General features: G+C 72.9%; 25 protein-coding genes. 10 read left to right on the plus strand and 15 right to left on the minus strand.

Annotated elements, in window-relative coordinates:
* Positions 1–321: 321 nt before the first annotated feature.
* Positions 322–1,005, plus strand: coding sequence for a DUF305 domain-containing protein (locus ACQEVC_RS18240; RefSeq protein ID WP_432878877.1), 684 nt, complete (start codon positions 322–324; stop codon positions 1,003–1,005).
* A 268-nt stretch (positions 1,006–1,273) separates the two neighbouring features.
* Here ACQEVC_RS18240 and ACQEVC_RS18245 read toward each other — a convergent pair whose 3' ends face one another.
* From ACQEVC_RS18245 to ACQEVC_RS18265, 5 genes are all read right to left on the minus strand, one after another.
* Positions 1,274–3,292 (minus strand): LVIVD repeat-containing protein, encoded by a 2,019-nt coding sequence (locus ACQEVC_RS18245; RefSeq protein ID WP_432878880.1) that lies wholly within the window; start codon positions 3,290–3,292, stop codon positions 1,274–1,276.
* A 262-nt stretch (positions 3,293–3,554) separates the two neighbouring features.
* Positions 3,555–4,544: a helix-turn-helix domain-containing protein gene (locus ACQEVC_RS18250; protein WP_432878883.1), complete on the minus strand. Its 990-nt coding sequence runs from the start codon at positions 4,542–4,544 to the stop codon at positions 3,555–3,557.
* 120 nt (positions 4,545–4,664) lie between these two features.
* Positions 4,665–5,552: a hypothetical protein gene (locus ACQEVC_RS18255; RefSeq protein ID WP_432878886.1), complete on the minus strand. Its 888-nt coding sequence runs from the start codon at positions 5,550–5,552 to the stop codon at positions 4,665–4,667.
* A gap of 228 nt (positions 5,553–5,780) precedes the next feature.
* Entirely contained in the window at positions 5,781–6,167 is a 387-nt protein-coding gene (locus ACQEVC_RS18260; RefSeq protein ID WP_432891509.1) for a VOC family protein, read from the minus strand.
* Positions 6,168–6,172: 5 nt separating this feature from the next.
* Positions 6,173–6,535 (minus strand): DUF1801 domain-containing protein, encoded by a 363-nt coding sequence (locus ACQEVC_RS18265; protein ID WP_432878888.1) that lies wholly within the window; start codon positions 6,533–6,535, stop codon positions 6,173–6,175.
* A gap of 158 nt (positions 6,536–6,693) precedes the next feature.
* Here ACQEVC_RS18265 and ACQEVC_RS18270 point away from each other — a divergent pair, with 158 nt between their 5' ends.
* Entirely contained in the window at positions 6,694–7,602 is a 909-nt protein-coding gene (locus ACQEVC_RS18270) for a LysR family transcriptional regulator (protein WP_432891512.1), read from the plus strand.
* Between the two features lie 328 nt (positions 7,603–7,930).
* Here the strand turns inward: ACQEVC_RS18270 and ACQEVC_RS18275 are convergent, their stop codons facing one another.
* Both ACQEVC_RS18275 and ACQEVC_RS18280 read right to left on the minus strand, forming a co-directional pair.
* Positions 7,931–9,352 (minus strand): YibE/F family protein, encoded by a 1,422-nt coding sequence (locus ACQEVC_RS18275; RefSeq protein WP_432878891.1) that lies wholly within the window; start codon positions 9,350–9,352, stop codon positions 7,931–7,933.
* 162 nt (positions 9,353–9,514) lie between these two features.
* Entirely contained in the window at positions 9,515–10,399 is an 885-nt protein-coding gene (locus ACQEVC_RS18280) for a TetR/AcrR family transcriptional regulator (RefSeq protein WP_432878893.1), read from the minus strand.
* A 189-nt stretch (positions 10,400–10,588) separates the two neighbouring features.
* Between ACQEVC_RS18280 and ACQEVC_RS18285 the strand changes: the two genes are divergently transcribed.
* Complete coding sequence (locus ACQEVC_RS18285) at positions 10,589–11,518, plus strand: DUF72 domain-containing protein (protein WP_432878896.1); 930 nt, start codon at positions 10,589–10,591, stop codon at positions 11,516–11,518.
* Between the two features lie 9 nt (positions 11,519–11,527).
* On the opposite strand, the gene ACQEVC_RS18290 is transcribed toward ACQEVC_RS18285, so the two are convergent.
* Positions 11,528–12,544, minus strand: coding sequence for a threonine/serine dehydratase (locus ACQEVC_RS18290; RefSeq protein ID WP_432878899.1), 1,017 nt, complete (start codon positions 12,542–12,544; stop codon positions 11,528–11,530).
* A gap of 131 nt (positions 12,545–12,675) precedes the next feature.
* Here ACQEVC_RS18290 and ACQEVC_RS18295 point away from each other — a divergent pair, with 131 nt between their 5' ends.
* On the plus strand, positions 12,676–13,305 hold the full coding sequence (locus ACQEVC_RS18295; RefSeq protein ID WP_432878900.1) for an MBL fold metallo-hydrolase: 630 nt from the start codon (positions 12,676–12,678) through the stop codon (positions 13,303–13,305).
* Positions 13,306–13,333: 28 nt separating this feature from the next.
* Here ACQEVC_RS18295 and ACQEVC_RS18300 read toward each other — a convergent pair whose 3' ends face one another.
* Genes ACQEVC_RS18300 through ACQEVC_RS18310 form a run of 3 tightly spaced genes read right to left on the minus strand, consistent with a single transcriptional unit; the run spans position 13,334 to position 15,771 of the window.
* Positions 13,334–13,936, minus strand: coding sequence for a hypothetical protein (locus ACQEVC_RS18300; protein WP_432878901.1), 603 nt, complete (start codon positions 13,934–13,936; stop codon positions 13,334–13,336).
* A 57-nt stretch (positions 13,937–13,993) separates the two neighbouring features.
* Entirely contained in the window at positions 13,994–14,650 is a 657-nt protein-coding gene (locus ACQEVC_RS18305) for a response regulator transcription factor (RefSeq protein WP_432878906.1), read from the minus strand.
* Positions 14,647–15,771: a sensor histidine kinase gene (locus ACQEVC_RS18310; protein ID WP_432878915.1), complete on the minus strand. Its 1,125-nt coding sequence runs from the start codon at positions 15,769–15,771 to the stop codon at positions 14,647–14,649. The genes ACQEVC_RS18305 and ACQEVC_RS18310 overlap by 4 nt, the downstream gene beginning before the upstream one ends.
* Positions 15,772–16,022: 251 nt before the next feature.
* Here ACQEVC_RS18310 and mptB point away from each other — a divergent pair, with 251 nt between their 5' ends.
* From mptB to ACQEVC_RS18325, 3 genes are read left to right on the plus strand one after another with little or no spacing between them, the layout of a single operon-like run.
* Positions 16,023–17,492 (plus strand): polyprenol phosphomannose-dependent alpha 1,6 mannosyltransferase MptB, encoded by a 1,470-nt coding sequence (gene mptB / locus ACQEVC_RS18315; protein ID WP_432878916.1) that lies wholly within the window; start codon positions 16,023–16,025, stop codon positions 17,490–17,492.
* Entirely contained in the window at positions 17,489–18,895 is a 1,407-nt protein-coding gene (locus ACQEVC_RS18320) for a glycosyltransferase 87 family protein (protein WP_432878918.1), read from the plus strand. Before mptB ends, ACQEVC_RS18320 begins: the two co-directional genes overlap by 4 nt.
* On the plus strand, positions 18,802–19,281 hold the full coding sequence (locus ACQEVC_RS18325; protein WP_432878921.1) for a hypothetical protein: 480 nt from the start codon (positions 18,802–18,804) through the stop codon (positions 19,279–19,281). The genes ACQEVC_RS18320 and ACQEVC_RS18325 overlap by 94 nt, the downstream gene beginning before the upstream one ends.
* A 214-nt stretch (positions 19,282–19,495) precedes the next feature.
* Here ACQEVC_RS18325 and ACQEVC_RS18330 read toward each other — a convergent pair whose 3' ends face one another.
* Positions 19,496–20,191 (minus strand): C39 family peptidase, encoded by a 696-nt coding sequence (locus ACQEVC_RS18330; RefSeq protein WP_432875700.1) that lies wholly within the window; start codon positions 20,189–20,191, stop codon positions 19,496–19,498.
* 688 nt (positions 20,192–20,879) lie between these two features.
* Between ACQEVC_RS18330 and ACQEVC_RS18335 the strand changes: the two genes are divergently transcribed.
* Entirely contained in the window at positions 20,880–21,968 is a 1,089-nt protein-coding gene (locus ACQEVC_RS18335) for an S-(hydroxymethyl)mycothiol dehydrogenase (protein WP_432878926.1), read from the plus strand.
* Positions 21,968–22,597, plus strand: a complete 630-nt coding sequence (locus tag ACQEVC_RS18340; RefSeq protein ID WP_432878927.1) for an MBL fold metallo-hydrolase — start codon at positions 21,968–21,970, stop codon at positions 22,595–22,597. The genes ACQEVC_RS18335 and ACQEVC_RS18340 overlap by 1 nt, the downstream gene beginning before the upstream one ends.
* A gap of 202 nt (positions 22,598–22,799) precedes the next feature.
* Here the strand turns inward: ACQEVC_RS18340 and ACQEVC_RS18345 are convergent, their stop codons facing one another.
* The 3 genes from ACQEVC_RS18345 to ACQEVC_RS18355 all read right to left on the minus strand — a co-directional run bounded on the left by ACQEVC_RS18345 (position 22,800) and on the right by ACQEVC_RS18355 (position 25,062).
* The gene (locus ACQEVC_RS18345; protein ID WP_432878930.1) at positions 22,800–24,086 is read right to left on the minus strand and encodes an SLC13 family permease; all 1,287 of its coding nucleotides are present in this window, start codon (positions 24,084–24,086) and stop codon (positions 22,800–22,802) included.
* Between the two features lie 91 nt (positions 24,087–24,177).
* Positions 24,178–24,636 (minus strand): CBS domain-containing protein, encoded by a 459-nt coding sequence (locus ACQEVC_RS18350; RefSeq protein WP_432878933.1) that lies wholly within the window; start codon positions 24,634–24,636, stop codon positions 24,178–24,180.
* Positions 24,637–24,789: 153 nt separating this feature from the next.
* Positions 24,790–25,062 (minus strand): hypothetical protein, encoded by a 273-nt coding sequence (locus tag ACQEVC_RS18355; protein ID WP_318394158.1) that lies wholly within the window; start codon positions 25,060–25,062, stop codon positions 24,790–24,792.
* A gap of 287 nt (positions 25,063–25,349) precedes the next feature.
* Between ACQEVC_RS18355 and ACQEVC_RS18360 the strand changes: the two genes are divergently transcribed.
* The gene (locus ACQEVC_RS18360) at positions 25,350–26,402 is read left to right on the plus strand and encodes a histidine kinase (protein ID WP_432878936.1); all 1,053 of its coding nucleotides are present in this window, start codon (positions 25,350–25,352) and stop codon (positions 26,400–26,402) included.

The raw sequence follows: 26,402 nt of genomic DNA on the forward strand, positions 1-26,402 counted from the left end.
CGGTGGCTCGCGACCCGACAACTCCCGGAGGTCGAGGTCGGTGCCGCGCTGGCCGTCCCGTACGCCGCATGCACACCGTAGGGACCGGTCCATCGGGAGACCAAACGCAGCAGGCGGAAATGCGGGTTTCTTGAACCGGAGATAATGGAAACTTATGGTGGCCCCTCGGCTCGGTCGGTTTCGCCGGATCGGAGGCGCCGGACCGGTCGGACCAGAACGGGAACGTCAGTCGATCAGGTTGCGTACGGTGGCAGCCGGTGATCCCGACCTGCCTGGCCGGCTCTCGCCCGAGGAGACGTTGTCGGCTACGGTGATCAAATAGTGTTCTCGTCCCGTCGCCGTCTCCTGATCGCCGTGCCGGCCGCCGTCGTCGCCCTCGGCGTGGGGTCGTTCGCCGTACTCCGGTTCACCGGGGACCGACCGGACGAACCGGCCGCCGCCACCCGGGTCGTCCAACCGGGAGCGCCGGGTCAGCCGGGCCGGGCCCTTTCCCCGGGCGAGCAGTCCAAGCTGCCGCCGCCTCCGGCGCACACCGAAGCCGACGTCCAGTTCATGCAGCGGATGATCGCGCACCATGCGCAGGCGCTGGAGATGACCGCCCTCGTCGCCGACCGTGCCGAGAGCCCCGAGGTGTCACTGCTCGCCGGCCGGATCCAGACGTCGCAGCGGGACGAGACGACGCAGATGGAGCGGTGGCTGACCGAACGCGGCGCACAGGTCCCCGGACCGCACACGCACCATGCCGGGCATGACGCGGCGATGCCGGGAATGCTCACCCCGGAGGAGCTGAGCCAGCTGCGGCAGGCCCGGGGCAGGGAGTTCGACCGGCTCTTCGTCGACTTCATGATCCGCCACCACAACGGGGCGTTGACGATGGTGCAGCAGCTCTACGCGGCAGGCGGCGGGCTGGAGCCGGCGACCGACCGGTTCGCCCGCGAGGTCAACGCCGACCAGGCGATCGAGATCAGAAGCCTCCAGCAACTGCTGGCCAAGCTGACCGGCTGAGCCGACCGGCGACAACGCCCGGCACCTCTTGAGGCGCCCCGGGCCAGCGCGGCGCCGGCCGGGCAGCCCGCCAGCGCGGTGCCCGGGCCTGCCGCCGGCACCGGAACCTCACCGCCGACCGGAACCTCACCGCCGACCGGAAACGTGCCGCCGGCCTGGAGACGTGCCGCCGGCCTGGAGACGTGCCGGCCCGGGAACGCGCCGGGGGCGTGTCCCGCCGGGTACTCCGACCGGACACGCCCCCACTGCCAGCGGTGTCTACCGTGGGTCAGTCAAGGCTGGCGCACTGGCCGGCGACCGGCCCCTGCACCGTGTTGGCCTTACCGAGGTTGATCGGCGCCGGCGAGTTGCCGGTGCAGCTCAGCGGGCCGCGTACGGTGCTGTCCGCGACGATCGGCTCGACCGTCCCGGTACGGTTCGAGGTCAGTACGGCCGGTCCGGAGATCTCGGTCTGCACGATGGCGGCGCTGCCCTTCGTACCGGTGATGCTCACCGGCCCGCGCACCGTGCTGCCGTAGAGGTGCACCGCGGCCGCGTTCGACGCCGACACCGGGCCGGAGATCGTCGAGTCGAGCGCCAGCAGCGAGGCACCCGGGCGGACCGTGACCGGGCCGGAGACGGTCGCCCCGGTCAGGCAGGTGACGCCGGTGACCGTCAGCGGCCCGTTGTGCCGCTTCGAGATGGTCGAGGTGCAGGTCCGGGCCAACTGGTCGAAGCGGGCCCGGGCCACCGCGAGGCTCGGCGCCCAGGTGGTCCTGGTCTGGTGCTGGGCGTTGAACTCCGGCACCCGCACCTCGCGGGCGGCCGCGATCTCCGCCGCGCTCAGGTCCTGGCTCGGCTTCAGCCCGAAGACGTCGAAGCCGCGGGCGATCTCACTGCCGTAGACCTGACCGTTGTACCAGTACGCCGACCAGAAGCCGCCGAGCATGATGCTGGTGGGGCTGATCGGCCCCCGGTCGAAGTAGCCGATCTCGCGCGGGTTGGCCGAGTCGGTGAAGTCGAGCAGCGAGATGCCGCCCTGGTACCACGCCTGGGCCAGGATGTCCCGCCCCGGCACCGGGATCAGCGAGCCGTTGTGTGCGACGCAGTTCTCCTGGAGCGTCTGCGGCACCGGCAGCTTGTAGTAGCTGGCGAACCGCATCTTCCGGTCCACGATGTCGAAGATCGCGTTGGCGCCCCACTGCGGCTGGTCGGTCGTCCGACACCGGGCACCGGTGCCGCCGCCCCACTCGTCGGTGAAGATGACCTTCTTACCGTCGTTGCTGAGCGTCGCGGAGTGCCAGTACGCGAAGTTCGGGTCGGAGACCTCGTCGATGCGTACCGGGTTGGCGGGGTTCGAGATGTCGATCAGGATCCCGTTGCCCTCGCAGGCGCCGGCCGCGAGGCCGAGTTCCGGATAGGCGGTGATGTCGTGGCAGGCGTCGGTCACCGGCGACGGGCTCCACGAACCGCCCGAGGGGTGGGTCGGGGCCGGCGGGGTGTTCTGCAGGCCGTCGACCGCACCGGTCTGCGGGTTCGCGAACAGCCGGGGACCGCTGACGATCGCCGCCTGCTCGGGGGCCGCCACCGGTACCTTGATGACATCGATCCGCCACCGGGCCGGGTTGTCGCCGGCCGCCGGGGTGTTGTTGCAGCCGGCCATCGTGGTGGCCGGGCGGACGCCGGCGGTGCCGGAGACGTACACGTAGACGTTCGCGCTGTCGTCCGGGTCGGTGACCAGGGTGTGCGTGTGCGATCCTCGGCAGGTCTGCACCGCGGCGACCTGCACCGGGTTCGCCACGTCGCTGATGTCGAAGACGCGTACGCCCTGGAAGCGGGTGCCGACCGCCGGGTCCGTACCGCAGTCGAGGCGGCCACGGGTCTCCTCGACCGACATGAAGAGCAGGTCGCCGTGGACGCTCAGGTCGCCCTGCCCGCCCGGGCACACCACGCTGGTGACCAGTGCGGGGTTGGCCGGCTGGGAGATGTCGTAGATGTTGAAGCCGTTGAAGTTGCCGATGAAGGCGTGATCGCCGCCGAAGGCGAGATCCGATCCGGCGTAGCCGAAGTCACCCGGGTTGGCCGGGTTGACGAATCCTGCCGGCTTGTCGCGGTGGGCCAGCAGTTCGAGGTTGCTGCTCGCGCTCTGCGCGTCCAGCCAGCCCGCGCCGAGGCCGATCCGCGGGTCCGGCGCGGGTTCCTGGCCCGACGCCGTCCCCGGCAGCAGGGAGGCGAGGAGTACGGCTGCCGCCGCCACGCCGACGAGCCGGCGTCTCCTGCCTGGTGTGCGATCCGACCGATAGGTCATGCGTATGTCCTCCGTGCACGATGCCCCAGTGGGTGGCGACGTGCGTCGGGGCGCGTGCACGCCGCGGTAGTAAGGACCGTACCGCGTGTCGGCCCGAAAAGATCATGGAAATATTCGCGAGGGACGCGAAAACCGTCGACAACCAGGGCCGACCGGCCGACCCGGCCGAGCCGATCCGCCGGTCCACCCGTCCCGACCTGTGCGATGTGGCTATCCCGATCTGTGCGATCGGCCTGTCCCGATGTCGCGCCGACCGCGGAGGTCAGCCGCCGGAGGCGGCCGGAGACGGGGCGGGCGCGGTGTCGAAGGTGAAGATCTGGCCGGGCGTGCTGAGATCACAGGCGACCTGGCGGACCGGTGCCCAGTCCTCGGTCGAGCCGTCCACCACCCCGACGCAGAGCCCACTGTGCACGGCGTGGATCCGGAAGCCGCTGGCCGGGGTGGTGACCGGCTCCAACCGGAACTCCTCCGCGAGTCCCGTACCGCAGAATCCGTCCTGGACCACCCCGCCGACGTCCCGACTCGCCGCCACCACCCCCATGCAGCCGGGGCCGAACTCGGGATGCAGCGTCTCGAACCGGTGTCCCGCGCCAGTCGGCCGGAGCGCCCGTGGTGGGAAGGCACGGGCACAGTCGCTCTGGAAGAGTTGCCTGTCGTCGGTGCCGACGCGTTCGGTCAGGCACAGGCTGGAGTGGGCCGCACGGACCAGGTAGTAGCCGGGTGCCGGCACGGCCGGGGCGCCCGGCGACGGACTCCGGACCGCCGTACCGGCCGGCGGGCGGCCGTCGTGCGCCGAGGCGAGTTCACTGTCGAGGCCACGCCAGGCCAGCACCACGATCGCGAGCAGCGCAACGGTGCCGATCGCCAGGGCGGGGCGCCAGCGGCGTACCCGTGCCCGGCCGGCGACCGACGGCGGGTGCACGGTGGACGGCCGTGCCGGCGCCGCCGTCGCGGTGGCGGCCGCGCCGTCCTCGGCGATCCGGCGGCGTACGTCGACCCAGCTGGCCACCTGCTCCGGCGGCGTTCCGCAGGCGGTGAGGAAGGTGACCACCAACTCGGCTCGGGGCAGGGTGTTCCGGCCCAGCATGTTGGCGAGGGTGCTGGGCGGGAGCGTCTTGCCGGTCTCCCGGGCCCGTCGGCTGATCTCCCGGTAAGTCAGGCCGGACCCGCACCGGACCTGGCGTAGTAGCGCGACGTACCCGGTGGGGCAGGTGGCTGTGCGGGGATCGGGTCCGGTGGCGTTCTCAGGCATTGACCGACTCCATCCGCCGACGCGGGGAACTCTTCCGGTCGATTCTGCCGGCCCGGCATACACGGCGCGGCAACCGTCCGTCCTGATGGCGCGGCCGGGCGCCGGGGCCGGGCGTCCCCGCTATTCGGTGGCCGGACGGTCCGGCCCGCTCGGCGACCGGGGAATCTGGTCCAGCAGGAAGGCTTCGAGCCGGTCCCACGCGGACTGGAGCAGCACCGCCGGATCCTCGGCGGTCATCATGTCGCGGCCGGGCACGAAGGCGCTGCGGGTGAAGTACTCGCCGTTCGCGACGTAGCTCAGCTTCAACACGGTGTGCCGACCGTGGGACTGGAGCGTCGGGATCAGCACCGGCCCGGGGAACGGCGCCTGGCAGTGCGCGCACAGTTGGCAGGGCTCGCCGTTGCGCCGGCCGTCCACGGGTACGCCGTGCCGGTCGCAGCGCCGGCACCGCCGCTGCCATGCCTGGGTCGGGGCACTGAGCGGCTGGGCCGGCCCGTACGCCCCGCCCGCGGATGACGGCCCGCCGCCGGTGGGAAAGGCGGCCTGCCACGGGCCGGCGTACGGCACCGTGCGGCGGGGATCGGTCAGCTCCCGTTCCAGCCGTCGCCAGACGTCCCGGATCCGTCCGACGAGGTGCTCGGGCACCGGCCCCGGTCCGGTCTCGACCAGGTCACCGAGGTCGCAGCCGACGTACCGGTGTCCGTCGTCCAGCCGCAGGTGCCAACTGCCGGGTCGGCTGGCCCGGTCGAAGATCTGGGCCCGGTAGGGCCCCTCGTACCAGGTCTGGGGGCCGAGGTCGACCAGGTCGCTGTCGTCGCCGACGGTGACCAGGTCGGGGCGCCACCGCATCGGCGTGGCCAGGTGCCCCGTCTCCCGGGTGTCGGTGTCGTCGCCGACATGGCTGGGTCGACAGTCGTCCGAGCAGTACGCCGAGCCGGCGGCGGGGGCGGCGCCGCAGGGGCAGAGACCGGACGTCGCCCGGTCGATCCGGTCGAGCAGGTTGGCCATGACATCGCCGCCTCGGTGCAGGTGGACGCGCTCGGCGCAGAGCCGGTCGCAGACTCAGACATTCAACGATATCGTTCTGCGTGCTGATCTTCGCGGCCATCCCCGGTCGGAGGGCCGACCCTGGAGCGCCTCGATCTGCACCGCCGGTCGTCCGGGTAGGCGAGGCGGGGACGTCCGGGCGCGGCGGACGGGTCGGCCCGCCCGTCCGCCGCACCTGGCCTGCCCGTGCTATCCCGCGCGGTCCTCCGGATACCAGCGCAGCTCGACGGTGTTGCCGTCCGGGTCGGAGACGTAGATCGAGATCGCGTTGCCGCGTGCACCGAACCGGCCGACCGGCCCCTCCAGGACGGTGAAGATCCCCGCCTCGATCACCTCGGCCCAGTCCAGCGGCTCCACGACCAGGCAGATGTGGTCGACGTTCGACTCGCCCCGCTGGCCGTGCACCAGGTCGATGATGGTCTCCGGGGTGATCCGGACCGAGGGGAACGGGACCTTGCCCGCCCGCCACTCGTGCACCCGGACCGGTGCCAGGCCGAGGGTCCCGCTGTAGAACGCCAGGGAGCGTTCCACGTCCTGCACGGTGAGTACCAGATGGTCGAACGCCTTGACCTTCATCGTCGTCACCTCGTCTCCAGGTCGGCGGCCCGGCGCAGCCAGTCGGTGAAGAGCGCCGGGTCGATCTCGTCGACGGCGTGTAGTTTCACCGCGGCCATCCGGCGGGCGCCCGGGACGAGCCGCCCGCCCGGGTCGGCCAGCTCCTGCCCCCGCCACAGCCCGAACGTCACGTACGACCGGTACGCCTTCAGCAGGCAGACCGGCTGCTGTCCGGGCCTGCTGCCCAGGCTCCAGGTCGGGTGGCCGTGCCACATCCCGCCGGTCGCCCCCGGCAGCGCCGCGTCGACGATCGGCCGGAGCTTCTCGCCGATCTCCCGCAGCGGTGCGTCGAGACCGCGCAGGTAGTCGGTGATCTCGGTGGTGCCCATGTTTCCTCCTGTTGGACCACGCCGGTCGGCTGCAACTCGGCGTTCTGGCCGGAACCCCGGCCCGGCGGTGACGCCTCTTACGATCCGCCGCACGGCGACCGGCACCAAGCCGTGATCGGGCTACGATCGTTGATCCAGATTCAACGATGGGCGCCGACGTGCTGGAACGACACGAGATCGAGACCTTCCTGACCCTCGCCGACGAGCTGCACTTCGGCCGTACCGCCGAGCGGCTCCACGTCACCACCGGGCGGATCAGCCATGTGGTGAAGAAGCTCGAACGCCGGGTCGGGGCGCCGCTGTTCGAGCGCACCAGCCGGGTCGTCCGGCTCACCCCGATCGGGCGGCAGTTGGCCGCCGACCTGACCCCGCTGGTGGCCGGGATCGACGAGGCCGTGCGCCGGGCCGTCGACGCCGGGCGCAATGTCACCGGACGGCTCCGGGTGGCGTTCCTGGGGGAGGGGACGGCGCCGCTGCTGCTCAGGGCGGTCAACCTCTTCACCGAGCGGCATCCCGAGTGCGAGGTCGAGGTGCACGAGGCGCAGCTCGCGAACACCCGGTCGAGCCTGCTGGACGGCTCGGTGGACGTGCTGATCGCCTCGTACCCGTTCGACGGCATGACGAACGGGCCGGCGCTGCTCTCCGAGGGGCGGGTCCTCGCGGTCGCCGCCGACCATCCGCTGGCCGGCGCGGCGTCGGTCTCCCTGGAGGTCCTCGCCGACCATCCGGTGGTGCAGTATCCGGCGGTCACCTCCGCCGAGTTCAAGCGCGACCGTACGCCCGAGCACACCCCGTCGGGCCGACCGGTGCCGAAGGGGCCGGTCGGGAACACCTTCTCCGAGATGCTCTCGCTGGTCGCGCTCGGCCGGGGCGTACTGCCGGTCGGCGAGCACAGCCGCCGCTACTATCCCCGCCCCGACCTCGCGTACGTGCCGATCTCCGACGCGCCGCCGATCGAACGCGGCCCGATCTGGCTGGCCACCAACACCACCGCCCGGGTCCGGGAGTTCGTCCGGGCCGCCGCCGACGCCAACCGGCCGACCCCGCCGGCACCGACCCCGGGCTGAGATCGCAGATCGCGGGATCACGGGGTCGGCAGCGGCACCCCGTCCGGCGTACCGGGCAGGGTGGCGACGACCCCTCGGCGTTGACCAGGCGGTAGCCCTCGCCGTCGAGCGCCTCGATCCGCCGCTGCGCCTCGGCCACCAGCGGGCCGTCCGGATCGCAGCTCAGCGGCGCCTGCCGGGCCGGCACCGTCGCGGGGACCGAACCCGAGGCCTACCCCGCCGTCCCGGCCGGTGCGGGCGTTGCCCTGGTCGCGGGTCCCCGGGTTGCCGCTTCCCGTCCGGATGGCGGTCCCGGGTTACCGTTTCCCGTCCGGATGGCGGTCCCGGGTTACCGCTTCCCGTCCGGATGGCGGTCGACGAAGGCCATCCACGGATCGGCCTCCGGGGCATCGCCACCCGCCGCCGGTACCGGCGCGTCGCCACCTGCCCCCGGCGGGGGCCCGCCCGACGGTACCGACGGCGATGGCCGCTCTCCGACCCCGACCCCGGCGGCGTCGCGCCGGGCCGCCGGAGCCGGAGCGGGCGTGGCCGGGACCGGTGGTACCGGACCTGCCTCCGGCTCGATGCCGCGCCGGGCGGCGAGCAGGGCCGCCAGGGCGGTGGTGATCGGGACGGCGGTGATCAGCCCGATGGTGCCGACCGCGCTGCGCACCAGCTCCTGGGCGATCAGCGGGCTGGTGAGCAGCTCGCCGACCGGGGTGGCGGTGTCGGCGGCGAAGAGCAGCATCAGCGGCAGGGAGGCGCCGGCGTACGCCAGCACGATCGTGTTGATCACCGATGCGATGTGTGCCCGACCGATCCGGGTGGCCGCCGAGTAGAGCCGCCGGAAGCCGTACCCGGGATTGGCCAGGGCGAGTTCGCTGACCGTTGCCGACTGCGTGACGGTGACGTCGTCGAGTACCCCGAGTGAGCCGATCACGATGCCGGCCAGTAGCAGACCGCGCATATTGACCTCACCCTGGGTGATGGAGAGGTAGTTGGAGGTCTCGTCGGCGATCCCGGAGAGGTGGGCGGCGGCGGTGGCGATCGCGGAGAGGGCCGCGGTGATGGTCAGGCTGGCCAGGGTGCCGGCCACCGCGATCGTGGTGGTCATGCTGAACCCGTGCGTCAGGTACAGCACGGTGAGCATGATCGCCGCGGCGCCGACGATGGCGACCAGCAGTGGTGAGCGTCCGTCGAGGATGGCCGGCACGATGAACATCAGCAGCACCGCGAAGGTGACGCCGAGTCCGGCCAGGGCGCTCAGGCCGCGCCACCGGCCGAAGGCGAGTACGGCGAGCGCGAACACCGCGCCGAGCAGCCACAACTGGGTGGACCGCTGGTGGTCGATGATCGAGTACTGCCGCTCGGGGCTCTCCTCCAGATAGAGCAGCACCACCTCGTCCCCGGCCCCCACCCGGATTGCGCCCGGCCCGGACGGTACGTCGGTGCTGACCCGCTGGCCGGCCCCGACGCCCTCGGTCAGGTCGACCGTGACCGTGCCGCAGTCGGTCGGGGCGCCGGTCGGCAGTTCCTCCCCGGCGGGCGGTGCGGCGCAGGGGGCCGACGTGACGGCGACGACCGTGCCGAGCACCCGGATCGGACCGTCGGCCGGACCGGGCGCCGGGGTGTCCCGGGGCCACAGCAGCACCATCGACACGAGGGTGAGCACCGCCGCCGGGATCAGCAGGGCCAGACTCAGCCGGCGCGCGGCGCGGCTGGTCGGCCGGCCGGGGCGGGGCAGGTGGCTGTGCGCGTGTTCGGAACTCATCGGCTCGGCTGCTGGCCTTCCTCGTCGGGTCGGTCGGCGGGGGCTCCGGCCGAGCATCGCAGCCGCAGGCTCCCGACGGGCCAGCATGACATGCCGGCGAGCGGCCGGACGAGATATACGATGTCGTTGCTATTGGTTATTGCACGAGGACCCGGAGTGATCTCATCGGCAGGTGAGGGCGTCGGTCAGTCGGACGGCGGTCTCCTGGTTCAGTGGCCCGTGCCCGAGCAGGAAGCGGTACCAGAACAGTCCGTACGCCTGGTCGACCAGGAGGTCGAGATCCAGTTCCGGGCCGAGTTCGCCGCGCTCCCGGCCCCGCCGGACGATGGCGTGCAGCGCGTCCCGGCGGGTCTGGGTGAACTGCCGGAACAACTCGGCGGTGCCCGGGTCGCGGGCCGCCTCGGCGGCCAGGGTACGCAGCACCGCCGCCGTCGCCGGCTCGCCCGCCCGGCGGAAGGTGTGCGCGAGGTAGGTGCAGAGATCCTCCCGGAGCGATCCGGTGTCCGGGACCGGCACCAGCGAGTCGCTCCAGTCGGTCAGCGCCTCCAGCAGGACCGCGCCCTTCGACTGCCACCAGCGGTAGATCGTCTGCTTGCCGACCCCGGCCTCGTGGGCGATGACATCCACGGTCAGCCCGCCGTCGTGCCGGGTGGTGAGCAGCCGGAGCGCCGCGTCGAGGATCGCCTGCCGGGCCTCCTCGTTGCGGCGCCGACCGGTGTGTGCCCGGCGGTGGCCGTCGGAGCCGCTGGTCGTCACCGCACCAGCATATGATTTGTCGGAACTGTCGGTCTCGATAACGCCGTTCGCCTCGTCCCAGCGCGGTCCGGCGGCGGCGATCGTGTCGACCATGACGTCCCGGTCGAAGGCCGGGTACCACCCGTCGTCCCGGTGCCGTAGCCCGTCGGCCCAGGCTTCCCCGGCCCGGCCGCCGCCGAAGTGCCGGACGGCGGCGGTCCGGTCCGGAAACGGGGTCGGCCAGCCGTCGAGCCAGCGGGCGATCCGCGCAGGGGTCTCGGCGTCCGGTCCCTGCGGGCCTGCCTCGGCCATCACCAGCCGGGTGACCAGGCCGGGATGGCGGGCGGCGACGAGAAACGCGGGGTGCCGTCCGGGGCTAACAGGTCGGGCACCTGGCGGACGGTAGCAGGGCGGGCGCTCCGTCCACGATCGAGCAATTCTCCGGTCTGTCCCGGGTCGGTAGGTTTCGACCACCGTGGCCGGTGGGGAGAGACTGTGGACATGGGCGAGATAAAGGTGGGCACCTCCTCCTGGGCGGACCGGTCGCTGCTCGCGTCCGGCTGGTACCCCCGGTCGGCCAACACTCCGGCCGGGCGGCTGGCCTACTACGCCGAGCGGTTCGGTCTGGTCGAGGTGGACACCACCTACTACGCCGTACCGGCCCCGGAGACGACGTCGGCCTGGGTGGACCGTACCCCGCCGGACTTCACCTTCAACGTCAAGGCGTTCGGCCTGTTCACCGGGCACGGGGCGGAACTGGCGGCACTGCCCCGGGACCTGCGGCCGGACGGCCGGGACACCGGTCGGGTACGCCGCCGCGACCTGCCGGAGTCGACCTACGACGAGCTGTGGCAGCGGTTCCGGGAGGCCGTCGAGCCGATCGCCGGAGCCGGCAAGCTCGGTGTACTGCTGTTCCAGTTCCCGCCCTGGCTGGCGCACGGCGAGCGGGCGAAGGAGCGGATCCTCGACGCCGCCGAGCGCGCCCGGCCCTGGCGGGTCGCGGTCGAACTGCGCAACGCGTCCTGGTTCGACGGTGACAACGCGCCGGACACCGTCGGCTTCCTCGCCCGGCACGACATCACGATGGTCAGTGTCGACATGCCGCAGGGGCACGAGTCGTCGATCCCGCCGCTGCTGCTGGCCACCGCCGAGCCGGCGGTGATGCGGTTCCACGGCCACAGCCCGGAGTGGACCACCGGCGACAAGGAGGCCCGGTTCCGGTACGCGTACGGCGACGACGAACTCGCCGACTGGGCGAAGCGGCTGCGCGGCCTCGCCGACGAGACCGACGAACTGCACGTCCTGCTGAACAACTGCTGCGCGGGCCAGGCACAGCGGGACGCGGCCAGCCTCGCCGCCCTGCTCGGCCCGGAGGCGGACTGGCCGGGCCGGTACGCCCGGCGCCGCGCCGCCCTGCGGGTGGTGCGCTAGCCCTCGGGGTCAGCCGGCCAGGTCGGCGGGGTCGGTGTTGGCCCCGCAGAGCAGCACGGCGAGCCGCTCCCCGGCGACCGGCCGGTACGCCCCGGAGGTGAGCGCGGCCAGCGCGGCGGCGGTACCGTGCTCGACGGCGACCCGGTAGCGGCTCCAGAGCAGTCGTCGCGCCTGCACGATCTGCTCGTCGGTGACCAGCACGCTGCGCACCCCGGCCCGGACGGCCACCTCGTACGCGATCGCGCCGACCCGGCGGGCGCCGAGCGAGTCGGCGGCCACCCCGGCGACCGGTACGTCGACCGGCCCGCCCGCCACCAGCGCGGCGTGCAGCGCCGAGGCGCCCTCCGGCTCGACCGCCACCACCCCGGCCCGGCCGTCCAGTGCGGTGGTCACCCCGGCCATCAGCCCGCCGCCGCCGACCGCCACCAGCACGGTGTCCAGCTCACCGGTCTGCTCCAGCAGCTCCAGCCCGAGAGTGCCCTGACCGGCGCAGATCTCCGGCTGGTCGTAGGCGTGGCAGAACAGTGCCCCGGTGTCGGCGGTCCGCTTGACCGCGGCGTCGTACGCCTCGGCGTACTCGGTGCCGTGCCGGACCACGGTGGCGCCGAGCTGGCGCAGCTTGCCGACCTTGACGGCGGGGGCGGCGGTCGGCACGTACACCTCGGCCGGTACGCCGAGGGACCTCGCCGCGTACGCGACGGCGGCGCCGGCGTTGCCGCCGGACGCGGTGACCACCCCGGCGGCCGGCAACTCGCCGCGCTCGGCGGCGGCCAGCACCCGGTTGAACGCGCCCCGCGCCTTGAACGACCCCGAGTGTTGCAGGAACTCCAGCTTCAGCCAGAGCGCACCGGCCGGACCGGCGAGGTCGGGCTCGACCCGGGCCACCGGGGTCGTCCGGACGTGTCCGGCGATCCGGGCCGCCGCCTCCTGCACATCGGTACGGGTGATCACCCTCGTCGCCCCCTCCACCTGGTACGCCGTACCGTATCCGCCGCCGCCGGACCGCGCGGATAGGGTGTGGGGCACGGCACCCCGCGTCCGCCCCGGACCCGGTTCGAGGAGGTCACGCGATCATCGACGGCGTCACCATCCGGCAGCTCGCCGGCCGGGTCTGGCTCTCGCCCGGCGACCCGGACCCGGCGAACGTCCAGGCCGCGGTGGCGGTCGTCGCCGACGACCGGGGCAGCGTGGTCGTCGACGCCGGGCACAGCCCCGCGCACGCCCGGGCGGTCCAGGCGGCGATGCGGGCCGCCGGGCTGCCCCCGGCCCGGTGGCTGGTCTACACCCACCACCACTGGGACCATGTCTGGGGCGCCTGCGCCTGGCCGGACGTGGAGATCGTCGGGCAGGTCGCGGGGCGGGAGCTGCTCCGGCAGGAGGCGGCCCGGCCGTGGAGCCACCGCTACCTGCGCCATCAGGTACGCGAGAATCCGCGACTCGGTCCGAGCTTCCGGGCCCGGGCGCTGGCCATGGACGACTGGGCCGACTTCACCGTCCTGCCCCCGACCCGCACCTTCACCGACGAGCTGACCCTGCCGACCGGGGTACGGCTGCGGCACGTCGGTGGCGCGCACGCCCCCGACTCGACGGTGGTGTACGTCCCGGACGCCCGGGTCGCGCTGCTCGGCGACTGCTTCTACCCACCGCCGGCACACCTGCGCGACCCGGACGACGGCCCCGACGTGGCGATGATGCGCGACCTGCTCGACGACGACTACGAGTGGTACGTCGACAGCCACGGCGAGCCGGTCACCCTGGCCCAGGCCCGGCAACTGGTCTCGGCCTGAGCGCCCGCACCCGTCTTCCCACGGCCGGTCAGGCGCTTCCCACCGGCTGTCCGGGGCGCGCGGTGCCGGCTCCGGTCTCCCGGGCGGCGGGGTCACGCGGCACGGTCAGTGCGCGTACGCCGAGATAGAGGAAGGGCAGCAGCAGGAGCAGGTCGGCCACGTGCGCGATCGTCGCCTCCCGGGTGATCCGGCCGAGCGGGAACGCCAGCGCGCCCAGGCAGACCAGTACGCCGACCGGCACCGGTGCGGCGCGCAGCCGGAGCAGGGCCACGCCCAGCCCGAACAGGGCGAGCGGGAAGAGCGGACCGGCCACCCAGTAGAGCGGCCAGGCGGCGAACGGATGCTGGTCGAGCAGTTCGATCGTGGCGGCGTGCGAGGCGTCGAAGAGCCCCTCGTGGATGCTCTGCACCCCGAACGCCACCCCGCCGACGGCCGCGAAGACGGTCAGCGGCATCGCCACCGCCACGTAGCGGGGCGCGGCGGCGCGGAGCCGGTCGTAGAGGCCGATCAGGCCGATCAGCCAGCAGGCGCAGGAGAGCGCGGCGAGCGTGCCGGCGGTGATGCCCTGCGAGTCGGGCTCCCAGAAGAAGCCGGAGACGAAGTTCAGCAACGGTCCCAGAACAAGAAACATGCCGGGAACGCTACGAACGGCCGGCCGCCGCCGGATCCGCCCGACGGCAGTGCCGGGCTACCGCGGTCGTCGTATCCCGGCGAGCCCGCTGCGGTAGGCGAAGACCACGAGTTGGGCCCGGTCCCGGGCGCCGAGCTTGGTCATCGCCCGGTTCGCGTGCGTCTTCGCGGTCGCCGCGCTCATCCCGAGCCGGGTACCCAGCTCCGCGTTGGAGAGCCCGTCCGCGACCAGCGTCACCACCTCGCGTTCCCGGGCGGTCAGCGTGTGCAGGCCGGGCACCTCCGGACCGTCGGCGTACGCGGCGATCAGCCGGCGGGTCACCTCGGGTGCCAGCAGCGCGTCGCCGGCCGCCACCACCCGGACCGCCCGGCGCAGCTCGTCCGGCTCCAGGTTCTTCAGCAGGAAGCCGCTCGCCCCGGCGTGCAGCGCCGCGTAGACGTACTCGTCGAGTTCGAAGGTGGTCAGCACGACGACGCGGACTCCGGGCAGCCGGTCGTCGGCGAGGATCCGCCGGGTCGCGGTCAGCCCGTCGGTGCCCGGCATCCGGATGTCCATCAGCACGACGTCCGGCCGGTGCGCCCTGGTCAGCGCGATCGCCTCCTCGCCGTCGGTGGCCTCGGCCACCACCTCGATCTCCGGTGCCCGCTCCAGCAGCACCCGGAAGCCGGCCCGGACCAGTGTCTGGTCGTCGGCCAGCAACACCCGGACCGTCATCCCGGCAGCCACCCCCGTACCCGGAAACCACCACCACCGTCGGCCGGACCGGTGCGCAGCCAGCCGCCCAGCCCGGCGGCCCGTTCCGCCATCCCGCGCAGGCCGTTGCCGGCTGGACCGGTCGGCCCCCGGCCGTCGTCGGAGACGGTCAGGTCGAGCCCGTCCGGGCGGTAGCCGACCCGTACCTCGATCCGGTCGGCGTCGGCGTGCCGGACCGCGTTCGCCACCGCCTCCTGCACGATCCGGTACGCGGTCGCCTCCACCGCGCGGGGCAGCGGGCGCGGCGTACCGTCGTGCCGCAGTACCGCGCCGGTCGTCTCGGCCAGCGCGGGCAGCCGGTCCAGGCCGGGTGCCGGCGGTTCCGGGCCGGTCGGGCGGGTGCCGTCCCGGAGTACCCCGACCGCCGCCCGCAGTTCGGTCAGCGCCTCCCGGGCGGCCCGCCGGACCGCCTCCAACGCCGCCCGGGCCTGCTCCGGGTCGTCGTCCAGCACGTCGGCGGCCACCCCGGCCTGCACGCCGACCACCGCCAGGGTGTGCGCGGTGACGTCGTGCAGCTCCCGGGCGATCCGGATCCGCTCCTCGACCACCCGCCGCTGCGCCGTACGGTCCCGTTCGGCGGTGAGCAGGGCGAGCCGGATCCGCCGGCTCCGTACCGTCTCGCCGAGCAGCAGCGCCGCCACGAACACCACGGTCGAGCTGTCCAGCGTCGCGTCCAGCGGCTCCACCCCGGCCACCACGATCCGGCCCTGCGCGTCCAGCAGCACGAAGAGCGCGGCCAGCGCCAGGCCGAGCCGGCGGCGCGGGGCCACCGCGACCGAGTAGAGCGCGACCCAGACCGGGGCGGCCGGTGCGCCGCCGGGATACCGCGAGACGTGGTAGGCCAGGAACAGGGCGCCGACCACCGCCAGCGCCGCGGCCGGCCAGCGCCGCCGGGCGAGCAGGGCCGCCGCCATCGCCGCGCCGAGGAGGTACGCCCAGAGGTCCGGCGCCCGGTCGCCCGGCTGCACCGCCACGACCGCGATCCGGTACGCGGTGATGGCGCCGGCCGCCGCCGCGATCCCGGCGTCCACCGCCCAGCGCCGCCCCCGGGCACCGCCGAGCGCCACCGCCCCGCCCCTCATCCGGCCACTGTACGGAGCCAGTCACCCGGAGACGTACCACGAACGCGGTAGTCCGGTGGCCGGATCCGCCAGCCGACCCCGGCGGCCGGCGGGCGACGACCGGTGGCCCCTGTCCGCGTGCATCCCGGGGCCACCGGCGCATCATCGAACCGTCGTTCTGCGGCCATATCGCACAGGAATCATTCCGGGGTGCTGAGACTGAACCGTCTTCCACCTGAACCGCGCGGCGCCCACGCACCGCGTCCGACCTTGTGGTCCGTCGGACCGCAAGGGAAGTTGAAAAGGGTTCACTGCCCGCGGTGACCGCCTACCGCATCCTGGGCACCGCCGGGACGACGATCCTGGCCTGCGCCGGGCTGGCCGCCGGGGCGCTGCCGGTCGACCAGACCGGGGCGGAGCTGTGGCTGACCGACTGGCGACACCATCCGGCACCGGCCCTGCTCTGCGGATATCTCGGGCTCACCATGCTGGTGGCCGCCTGGTGGTGGGTGGGGCGCGAGATCCGGCGGCCGGACGGCGTCGAGGTCCGCAGCCTGCTGGCCACCCTCGCCCTCTGGTCCGGCCCGCTGCTGCTCGCTCCACCCCTGTTCAGCCGCGACGTCTACAGCTATCTCGCCCAGGGCGCGATGGTGCTGGCCGGCGCCGACGTCTACGAACACGGGGTGTCGCAGCTCGGCGGCCGGTTCGCCGCCGAGGTGCCCCAGATGTGGCAGCACACGACGGCACCGTACGGGCCGGTGTTCCTCGGCCTCTCCGCGCTGGTCGCCGGTGCGGCCGGTACGAAGGTGGCGGCCGGGGTGATCGGGCTGCGCCTGGTGGCCCTGCTCGGCGTCGGCCTGCTGGCGGTGTTCCTGCCCCGACTGGCCCGGCACGGCGGGGTCGAGCCGGGCGCGGCGGTGTGGCTGGGCCTGCTCAACCCGTTGGTGCCACTGCACCTGGTCGCCGGGGCGCACAACGAGGCGGTGATGCTCGGGCTGCTGGTGGCTGGGCTCTGCCTCGCGTTCGAGCGCCGTTTCGCGCTGGCCACGGTGCTGGTGACCCTGGCCGCGCTGGTCAAGGTGCCGGCGGTGGCGGGCCTGCTGGTGGTCGTGGCGCTGGCCCGGCCGCAGTACGGGATCCGGTCCGCGACGCTGCGTGCCGCCGGGCTGGCCCTGCTGACAGCGGTCGCGGTCACCGCCGCCACCGGGCTCGGGTACGGCTGGATCGCCGCGCTCCGGACACCGATCTACAAGCACAGCTGGTCGGTCTCCAGCGCCCTCGGGCGGGCGTCGGACCGGCTCGGCCAGGCGGCCGGGTGGGACCTCGGCGTCGCCCCGATGCAGTTCTGGACCTGGGGCGGCCTGCTCGCCGCCCTCGGCGGTACGGCCGTCGTCTGGTGGCACCGGCACCGGCTCGGACCGACGTACGCGCTGGGCCTGGTCCTGGCGGCGGTGGCGGTACTCGGGCCGGCCACCCGGCCCTGGTACCTGCTCTGGGGCCTGGTGCTGATCGCCGCCGCCGCACCCGACCGACCGGTACGCAGGCTGGCCTCCCTGGTCGCCGCGGCGGTGGCCTTCCTGACCCTGCCCAGCGGCTTCGGGCCGGATCCGGCACAGCTCGTCCTCGCCACCACCGGGGTGGTGCTCGGCATCGTCGTGGTCGGGTGCTTCCGGCTGGGCGCCAACGCGGCACTGGCCGGTCCGACCTGGACCGGCCGGGCACTGGAGGGAACGTCCCGATGAGCACCAGACCGTCCGGCAGGTACGCCCAGGTCAGCCTGATCCTCGGGCTCGCCGGGGCGATCACGGTCGCGATCGCGCTGCTGCCCGGGCACCGGGGCTGGTTCGACGTCGGCGTCTACCACGGGGCCGTCAACCACTGGCTGCACGACCGTGGCCAGCTCTACGACTACGTCCGGCCCGGCACCGACTACGGCTTCACCTATCCGCCGTTCGCGGCGCTGTGCATGCTGCCGATGGCCTGGCTGGGCTGGCACCCGACGATCGCGGTCAACGTCGCCGTCACCGCGCTGGCCGCCGCGCTGGTGCTGTGGCTGCTGGTCGACCCGATCGCCCGGCGCGAGGGCTGGCGCCGGGGGTTCGCGTTCGCGCTCGCCGCGTGCCTGTTCGCGATGCTCGGACCGGTACGCGACACGGTCAGCTTCGGCCAGGTCAACCTGGTGCTGCTCGCGTTGGTCTACGCCGACGCCTGGCTGCTCGACCGGGGTCACCGGCTCGCCGGCATCGGCACCGGCATCGCGGCGGCGGTCAAACTCACCCCGGCGATCTTCATCGGCTATCTCGTGGTCACCCGGCGCTGGCGGGCGGCGGCCACGGCGGTGGCGACCGGGGCGGCGGCAACCCTGCTGGCCGGGCTGGTGGCCCCGGAGGCCAGCCGGAAGTACTTCGGGCAGGCGCTCTGGGACACTGGCCGGGTCGGCGCCTTGGACTACGTCTCCAACCAGTCGCTGCTCGGGTTGGTGGCGCGGTGGAATCCGGCGCGTCCGGACCGGCTCGTCTGGATCGTGCTGGTCGCGGTGGTCCTGGTGGTGTGGGCGCACCGGTCCCGCCAGGCGGCCCGGCGCGGCGACGACCGGGCGGGTTTTGCCCTGACCGGAGTGGCCGGCTGCCTGGTCAGCCCCGTCACCTGGGTACACCACCTGGTCTGGTTGGTGCCCGCCCTGGTGGTCCTCGCCGACTCCGCGTTGTTGCGCCGGTCGGCCGGGGCGGCGGCGCCCGGGTTGTCGCCGTACGCGCCGTCGTCGCCGGGCGGCGCCGCTCGCCGGGCGTGGTGCTGGTGGACCGGTGCGTACCTGCTGCTCTGCGGCAGCGTCGTCTGGTTGTGGTCGGTGGACCACAGCGGGGTCGTCGGGTTCCTCGGATCGAACAGTTACGTCCTGCTTGCCCTGGCCGTGCTGGTGTTCCTCCCGGTGGCCACGGCCGCCGGCACCGAGGCCGTCGGAGAGCGTCCGGCGGCGGTGCGCTTGACCCTCGACCTCGTCGAGGCCCCAGCATCGGCGGTGCCGCACCGGCCGACACAGGGGAGTGGACGATGGAGCAGGGTACCGACGGCACGATGGCGAGCATCGCCGAGGCGGTCGAGTGGGGACGGGCCGGGCGTACCGGGGCGGCGCGGGAGCGGCTGACCGAGCTGTGGGGGCGGATCGGTCCGAGCGGTGACCCGTTCCACCGCTGCACCCTGGCGCACTATCTGGCCGATCTCCAGGACGACCCGGCCGAGGAACTCCGCTGGGACCTGCGGGCGTTGGAGGCCGCCGACACGCTGACCGACGAGCGGGCGCAGCGGCACGACGCCGGCCTCCGGGTCGCGGCGTTCCGGCCGTCGTTGCAGCTCAACCTCGCCGAGGACTACCGCAAGCTCGGCCGGCCGGACGAGGCCCGGGCGCACCTGACCCTGGCCCGGGAGAGTCTGCCGGCGCTCGGCGACGACCCGTACGCCCGGCTGATCAGGGACGGCGTCGAACGGCTCGGAGCGCTGCTGGTCACCACCGACCCGACGGCCGGTCGGTGACGTCCGGGTACGGCCGGTCCGAAAAGTACTGGCCAGCGGGTACGGCCGGCACACCGGTGGCCTCCGATGTGGACGGAGTGGCCGCCGGGCCGGGGTGCCGGGGAGGAACGTCGCCCGTCAGGGGACGGGATTGATCCGACGACGAAAGGGCCAGCCCCGGGTGGGGCTGGCCCTTTCGGTTGGTGTTTACCGGTGGTGTTTACCGGTTGCCGTGTCAGGCGGAGTAGCCGCGTTCGGCGGCCCAGTTGGCGAGGGTGATGGTGCTCATCCAGTACTCGCTCTGGTTCGGGTTGGCCGGGTCGGCGATCTTGACCTTGCGGCCGTGGTCGTCGTAGCCGACGACGGTCAGGTAGTGCCCGCCCTCGTAGGAGTGCGGGGTTCCGTCGACGTCGGTGGCGGTGCCCTTGATGTTCATCACGACCGGACGCTTGGCGTCGATGGCGTTGACGATGTCGACCTGGAGCCGGTCCATCTCGGCCGGCTTGGCCGTGGTGTCGGGGATCGCGACGGTCTTGTAGTCGCTGCCGCCGGCCTTGTTCAGCACCCGGGTGGTGTCCTCGGCCGAGTTGGTACCGGCCTCGGTCGTGCCGAGCTGGCTGGCCACGTCGTCCTGGCTGGGGGTGTGCCCCTGCGCGGACAGCGCGATCCTGGTGGCGGCGGGTGCGCAGTAGTAGAAGTTCTCCTGCGCCTTGTACTGGTAGTCGAGGACCTTCGACGGTGCCCGCTTGTCGAGGTCCTTGATGTCGGCGGTCACCGACGCGGCGGTCGGCGATGCCGGGGTCGGGGTGTCCATCGCGATCGCGGGGCCGGCGAACGCGCCGCCGACGACGGCGAGTCCGGCGATACCCAGCGCGGTCTTACGGATCGGGGTTTCGGTGATGGCCGGTAGCCATCGGCTGACGAAAGTCATGATGGTCGCCTTCCATTCCGGGGGTACGACAACGCCGTGGCAGGATCTGGCGTGTCGAAGGGAAAGAAACCCGAAAACCAGGTTCCGGGGGGATCGGCACTCGCCCGGCGAGTTGCTGCTGCTCGGGTGTGCCCGGGGGGATGTAACCACGGCCGGCGGCCCGCCATTCCCGGCGGCTGCCCGACCCCGTCCAGCACACCCGGCCGGCCGGTGGATCGGACCCGGCGGCGGAAACCGCCCGGGATCCGACAGACCAGCCCGACTTCCGGCGTGATGCCGGGGGCGCTGCTGCGGACGTACGCCAGGTATAACCGTGGCCGGCGGCCCGGTGTTCCGCGATCCGCCCCCACCACCGGCCCGATCATGACCAAAAACCGGACACCCGGTGATGGACAGGACGGCGGGTCCGGATGTCCCGGTACGGAGAACTGCGCGGGCGGCGACGTCGTCACGGATCCGCCCGACTGCGCCGACGGCGTCGAATGTCCGCCGCCCCGGCCGGTGCGCACGGCGTCCCGGCCTGCCAGACTTCCTGGTGCGCTCCGCCCGTCCCCGGTCCGGCGCCGTGCTCCGGCCTCCCGCCCGCCGCGCCATCGGTGCCGTTCCGCATTGCGGGTGAGTCTGGCCAGCGAAGGGGACGGCCGTGACATGCTACGGCGGATCGGGATCGAGATCTTGAGGAGGCAGCGTGAGCCAGGAAGTACGCGGGGTCATTGCCAGGGCCAAGGGTGCGCCGGTCGAGGTGACCACCGTCGTCGTACCGGATCCCGGGCCGGGTGAGGCCGTGGTGCGGGTGCAGGCGTGCGGCGTCTGCCACACCGACCTGCATTACCGCGAGGGCGGCATCAACGACGACTTCCCGTTCCTGCTCGGACACGAGGCCGCCGGGATCGTGGAGCAGGTCGGCACCGGGGTGACCGACGTCGAACCGGGCGACTTCGTGGTGCTCAACTGGCGGGCCGTCTGCGGCAACTGTCGGGCCTGTAGGCGCGGCAAGCCGTGGTACTGCTTCGCCACCCACAACGCCAAGCAGAAGATGACCCTGACCGACGGCACCGAACTCTCCCCGGCGCTCGGCATCGGCGCGTTCGTGGAGAAGACCCTGGTACACGCCGGGCAGTGCACCAAGGTCGACCCGGCGGCCCGGCCGGCCGCCGTCGGCCTGCTCGGCTGCGGCGTGATGGCCGGACTCGGCGCGGCGGTGAACACCGGCGGCGTCACCCGGGGCGACTCGGTCGCGGTCATCGGCTGCGGTGGCGTCGGCGACGGCGCGGTGGCCGGCGCGGCGCTGGCCGGCGCGACCACGATCATCGCGGTCGACACCGACCCGCGGAAGCTGGAGTGGGCCAGGGGATTCGGCGCGACGCACACCGTCAACGCCCGGGAGACCGACCCGGTGGAGGCGATCCGGGAACTGACCGGCGGGCACGGCGCGGACGTGGTGATCGAGGCGGTCGGCCGCCCGGAGACCTGGAAGCAGGCGTTCTACGCCCGTGACCTGGCCGGCACCGTCGTACTGGTCGGGGTACCCACTCCGGAGATGAAGGTGCCCGACCTGCCGCTGCTCGACGTCTTCGGCCGGGGCGGCGCGCTCAAGTCGAGCTGGTACGGCGACTGCCTGCCGGACCGGGACTTCCCGATGCTGACCTCGCTCTACCTCCAGGGTCGGCTGGACCTGGACGCGTTCGTCACCGAGGAGATCGCCCTCGACCAGGTCGAGGACGCGTTCGGCAAGATGCACCACGGCGACGTGCTGCGGTCGGTGGTGATCTTCTGATGGCGGCCCGCATCGACCACGCGGTCACCTCGGGTACCTTCTCGCTGGACGGCCAGACCTTCGACGTGGACAACAACGTCTGGGTGGTCGGCGACGACACCGAGTGCGTGGTGATCGACGCGCCGCACGACGTGGACGCGATCCTGGCCGCGGTCGGCGACCGGCGGGTGCTGGCGATCCTCGCCACGCACGCGCACGACGACCATGTACGGGTCGCGCCGGCGCTGGCCGAGGCGACCGGTGCCCAGGTGCTGCTGCATCCGGCGGACCGGGTGCTCTGGGACATGGTGCACCCGGAGGTACCGCCAGGCGGGGAGCTGCGGGACGGGCAGGCGATCAAGGTGGCCGGCACCGCGCTGGAGGTCCTGCACACCCCTGGTCACAGCCCGGGAGCCTGCTCGCTGTACGCGCCCGCGCTCGGCGCGGTCTTCACCGGCGACACCCTTTTCCAGGGCGGGCCGGGGGCGACCGGGCGGTCGTTCAGCGACTTCGGCACGATCGTCGAGTCGATCAGGCAGCGGCTGCTGAGCCTGCCGCCGGAGACGGTGGTGCACACCGGGCACGGTGCGAGCACCACCATCGGCGCCGAGGCGCCGCACCTCGACGAGTGGCTGGCCCGGGGCCACTGACGCACCGTTGCCCCCGCACCGCTGCCGCCTCGGCCGGAGGTACCGCTCCGGCCGAGGCTTCGCTCTACTCCTTCCCGTACGGCGGCAACATCCTCGGTATCGCCGACATGAACGACATCTGATCGCCCCACCCGCGCCGGCCGCGAACCGCGGCCGGCGCGGGCCGGCGGGCCGGCACCGGGGGAGGGCGCGGCCGGCACCGTCACATGAAGTACCGCAGCCAGACGTAGAGCCAGGCGAGCAGGGTACTCATGATCGTGACGATGATGCCGTATCGGGTGAACTGCCAGAACGAGATCCGGTGACCGGTCCGGGCGGCGATGCCGATCGCCACCACGTTGGCGCTGGCGGCGACCGCGGTGCCGTTGCCGCTGAAGTCGGCACCGAAGGCGAAGGCCCACCAGAGCGCCTGCCCGGTCTGCGGATCCGGAGCCTCGGCCACCAGCCCGTCCACCACCGGCGCCATGGTGGCGGTGTAGGGGATGTTGTCGAAGAACGCGCCCAGCACCGCCGAGCCGAAGAGCAGCGCGGTCGCGGCGGTGAAGAAATCACCGTCCACCTGGTCGATCACCCACTCGCCGAACGTGGTGATCACACCGGTGTGCACCAGGCCGGCGACCATCACGAACAGGCCGACGAAGAAGACCAGGGTGGGCCACTCGACCTCGGCGAGCACGTCGGAGACGTCCAGCCTGGACACCACCAGCATGACCCCGGCGCCGACCATCGCCACCACCGACGGGTCGACGTGCAGCACCGAGTGCAGCCCGAAGGCGACCACCACCAGGGCGAGTACGACCAGGCAGCGGACCAGCAGCCGTACGTCGGTGATCGCCCGCCGCTCCTGCAACGCCAGTACCGCCTCGACGTGCTCCGGGTTGTACTTGAACGACTTGCGGAACAGCACCCGGGTGAAGAGTACGAAGACCGCGAAGATCACCACGACGGCCGGGGCCATGTGCACCAGGAAGTCCGTGAAGGTCAGCCCGGCCCGGCTGGCGATGATGATGTTGGGTGGGTCGCCGATCAGGGTCGCGGCGCCACCGATGTTGGAGGCCAGGATCTCGGCGATCAGGTACGGCTGGGCCGGGATGTGCAGCCGGTTGCAGACCACCACCGTGACCGGGGCGACCAACATGATCGTCGTGACGTTGTCGAGGAACGGCGAGGCGATGGCGGTGATCAGCATCAGCATCACCATCAGCCGGTACGGCCGGCCGCCCGACTTCTTCGCGGCCCAGATCGCCAGATAGTCGAAGAGGCCGGTCTGTTTCAGCACCCCGACGATGATCATCATTCCGAGCAGCAGGAAGATGACCTTCCAGTCGATCCCCTCGTGCTCGGAGAAGTAGACCTCCGCCCCCGGCGCGAAGCCGAACACCAGCATCGCGGCGGCGGCGATCAGTACCACCTTGACCTTGTCCACCTTCTCGGTGGCGATGAAGAAGAATGCCACCACGAAGATGACGAGCGCGGCGACGGCGCTCATCGGGCGTACTCCGGTCCGGGCGTGCGACCCGGCGGAGCGCTGCCGGAGTGGCCGGCCGCCGCACGACACGCGGCGGCCGGCCGGGCCGGGGTCAGGTGTCGGAGTCGGCCACCGCGAACTCGGCGAGCACCCGGTCCAGGGTGATCGCCCCGACCAGTACCCCGGCGCCGTCGACCACCGCCACCAGCGGGCTGCGCTGTCGAGCCATCAGCGCGGCGACCTCCAGCAGCGTTCCGTCCAGGCCGACGGTGGTCACCCGGTCCGGCTCCCGGAACAGGCAGTCGCCCACGGTCAGGTTGTCCAGTTCCTCCCAGAAGAGGTCGGCGTGCGCCTCGTCGATGGTCCGGGCCAGCACCGGATCCTCCCGGTAGGCCCTCGGCACCGCCATCCGGAGCACCTGGGTGCCGGGGAGCACCGTCTTCGGTCGGCCGCGGTCGTCCACCACGATCATGCCCGGCAGCCGGCGGAGCGCCATCAGCCGGACCGCCCGGGCCACCGAGTCCCGGACGGTCACCGTCGGTACCACCGCGGCGATCTGCTGCGCCTGCATTCCACCATCTCCCCGGGCGCGGGCCGGCATCGGCCGTCGCGCCGCAACGGTAGGGCCTGAGGGATTGTTCGACAACATGGCCTCCCGGTGACGACGGGTTCTCCCGCCGGCAGGGAGCCTCGCCGGCGAGGCGGCCGAGTGGGCGTTCCGCGATCACGCGGATCCGCCGTGCAGCTCGGCGAGACGGCGTTCCAGGCTGGCCAGCCGGTCTGCGATCGGTGCGCTGTGCAGTACCTCGGCGATCTGGTCGGCCTCGTCGTGGTCCAGCGGAATCCGCTCCACCGGTACGTCCGGGTCGTCCGGCCCGTACAGCAGCAGGGACCGAATGCCGGTCTGGTCCAGCAGTACGCCGAACCGCTGCCCGCCCCGGGTCAGGAAGTGGTGTACGACGCCGACGCCGGGAACGGTGGTCCGGGTGATGTCCACTGTGGCCTCGCTCGGGGTAGGGGCGGCGGGGCGGCACCCCCCGTACGCCGGCCCGTGCTCGGGGCGTGGCCGCAGGGTTCGGGTGCCGGTTCCGGTCTCGGTCGCGGGTTGGCCGCCGGTTCCGGTACCAAGAATTCGGGACAGCGCGCCGCCCGACCATCGGGTCCGACACCCATCTCCGGTGGGGTGGAGCATGCAGGTGACCTGGGGCGGTGTCCGGTCGGCCCAGCCGAGGTGGGTGTCCGACCAGATGGACAAACCGGCAGCTCCCGGGCGAGGCTGGCAGGGTGACCGACACCGTTGACCGGGCAGCCGTGCCCGGACCGGACGCGCCGGGGGGAACCGGCGCTTCCGGCCGCCCCGGTCGCCGCACCCCGGCCCGGGCACTGTTCCGCCGGCTGTTCCTGCTGAACGGCCTGGTCTTCACGGTCGGCACGCTGGTACTCGCGCTCTCCCCGGCCACCGTCTCGTCGCCGGTGCTGCTGACCGAGATTCCGGTGCTGACCGTCGGCCTGGCGCTGATCCTGGCGGTGAACGCCCTGCTGCTCCGGGCCAGCCTGGCCCCGCTCGACGCGCTGACCACGCTGATGCGCCGGGTCGACCTGCTGCGCACCGGGGACCGGCTGGTGGACGCCGGCAACGGCGACCTGACCAACCTGATCGAGACCTTCAACGCGATGCTCGACCGGCTGGAGGCGGAACGCAGCGCCAGCAGCGCGCACGCGCTCGCCGCCCAGGAGGGGGAGCGGCAGCGGATCGCCCGGGAACTGCACGACGAGATCGGGCAGAGCCTCACGGTGGTGCTGCTCGGGCTCAAGCGGGCGGTGGACCGGGCCCCGGCCGAGCTGCGCGAGGAGCTGCACGCCGTGCAGGAGACGCTGCGGGAAAGCCTCGACGACGTGGGGCGGGTGGCCCGTCGGCTCCGGCCGGACGTACTGACCGATCTCGGGCTGCTCAGCGCACTCAACGCGTTGGCGACGGAGTTTTCACAGGTCAGCGGGGTACCGGTGGTGCGACGATCGACGCCGGACCTGCCGACGCTGAGCGCGGAGAAGGAACTGGTGATCTACCGGATCGCCCAGGAGAGCCTGACCAACGTGGCCCGGCACGCCCGGGCCGACCGGGTCGAGCTGTCGCTGCGGGCCGGGGCGGGCACGGTGGTGCTGCGGGTCGCCGACGACGGACTCGGCGAGGTACGCCAGGAGGGCGCCGGCATCCGGGGGATGCGGGAGCGGGCACTGCTGATCGGCGCCCGGCTGACCATCACCGCCGCACCCGGCACCGGTACCGAGGTCCGGCTGACCGTACCCGCCGACGGGCCGGGGGAGAGGGGAGCGTGA

The sequence above is a fragment of the Plantactinospora sp. CA-294935 genome (assembly GCF_050936445.1).
Classification (GTDB): domain Bacteria; phylum Actinomycetota; class Actinomycetes; order Mycobacteriales; family Micromonosporaceae; genus Plantactinospora.

Excerpts from the sequence above, each read along its gene's own strand:
- ACQEVC_RS18260 (WP_432891509.1), bottom strand. The coding sequence starts at position 6,167 with ATGAAGGTCAAGGCGTTCGACCATCTGGTACTCACCGTGCAGGACGTG.
- ACQEVC_RS18285 (WP_432878896.1), top strand. The coding sequence starts at position 10,589 with ATGGGCGAGATAAAGGTGGGCACCTCCTCCTGGGCGGACCGGTCGCTG.
- ACQEVC_RS18275 (WP_432878891.1), bottom strand. The coding sequence starts at position 9,352 with ATGAGTTCCGAACACGCGCACAGCCACCTGCCCCGCCCCGGCCGGCCG.
- ACQEVC_RS18340 (WP_432878927.1), top strand. The coding sequence starts at position 21,968 with ATGGCGGCCCGCATCGACCACGCGGTCACCTCGGGTACCTTCTCGCTG.
- ACQEVC_RS18280 (WP_432878893.1), bottom strand. The coding sequence starts at position 10,399 with ATGGCCGAGGCAGGCCCGCAGGGACCGGACGCCGAGACCCCTGCGCGG.
- ACQEVC_RS18320 (WP_432878918.1), top strand. The coding sequence starts at position 17,489 with ATGAGCACCAGACCGTCCGGCAGGTACGCCCAGGTCAGCCTGATCCTC.
- ACQEVC_RS18265 (WP_432878888.1), bottom strand. The coding sequence starts at position 6,535 with ATGGGCACCACCGAGATCACCGACTACCTGCGCGGTCTCGACGCACCG.
- ACQEVC_RS18330 (WP_432875700.1), bottom strand. The coding sequence starts at position 20,191 with ATGACTTTCGTCAGCCGATGGCTACCGGCCATCACCGAAACCCCGATC.
- ACQEVC_RS18245 (WP_432878880.1), bottom strand. The coding sequence starts at position 3,292 with ATGACCTATCGGTCGGATCGCACACCAGGCAGGAGACGCCGGCTCGTC.
- ACQEVC_RS18300 (WP_432878901.1), bottom strand. The coding sequence starts at position 13,936 with ATGTTTCTTGTTCTGGGACCGTTGCTGAACTTCGTCTCCGGCTTCTTC.
- ACQEVC_RS18255 (WP_432878886.1), bottom strand. The coding sequence starts at position 5,552 with ATGGCCAACCTGCTCGACCGGATCGACCGGGCGACGTCCGGTCTCTGC.
- ACQEVC_RS18305 (WP_432878906.1), bottom strand. The coding sequence starts at position 14,650 with ATGACGGTCCGGGTGTTGCTGGCCGACGACCAGACACTGGTCCGGGCC.
- ACQEVC_RS18325 (WP_432878921.1), top strand. The coding sequence starts at position 18,802 with ATGGAGCAGGGTACCGACGGCACGATGGCGAGCATCGCCGAGGCGGTC.
- ACQEVC_RS18250 (WP_432878883.1), bottom strand. The coding sequence starts at position 4,544 with ATGCCTGAGAACGCCACCGGACCCGATCCCCGCACAGCCACCTGCCCC.
- ACQEVC_RS18350 (WP_432878933.1), bottom strand. The coding sequence starts at position 24,636 with ATGCAGGCGCAGCAGATCGCCGCGGTGGTACCGACGGTGACCGTCCGG.
- ACQEVC_RS18345 (WP_432878930.1), bottom strand. The coding sequence starts at position 24,086 with ATGAGCGCCGTCGCCGCGCTCGTCATCTTCGTGGTGGCATTCTTCTTC.
- ACQEVC_RS18310 (WP_432878915.1), bottom strand. The coding sequence starts at position 15,771 with ATGAGGGGCGGGGCGGTGGCGCTCGGCGGTGCCCGGGGGCGGCGCTGG.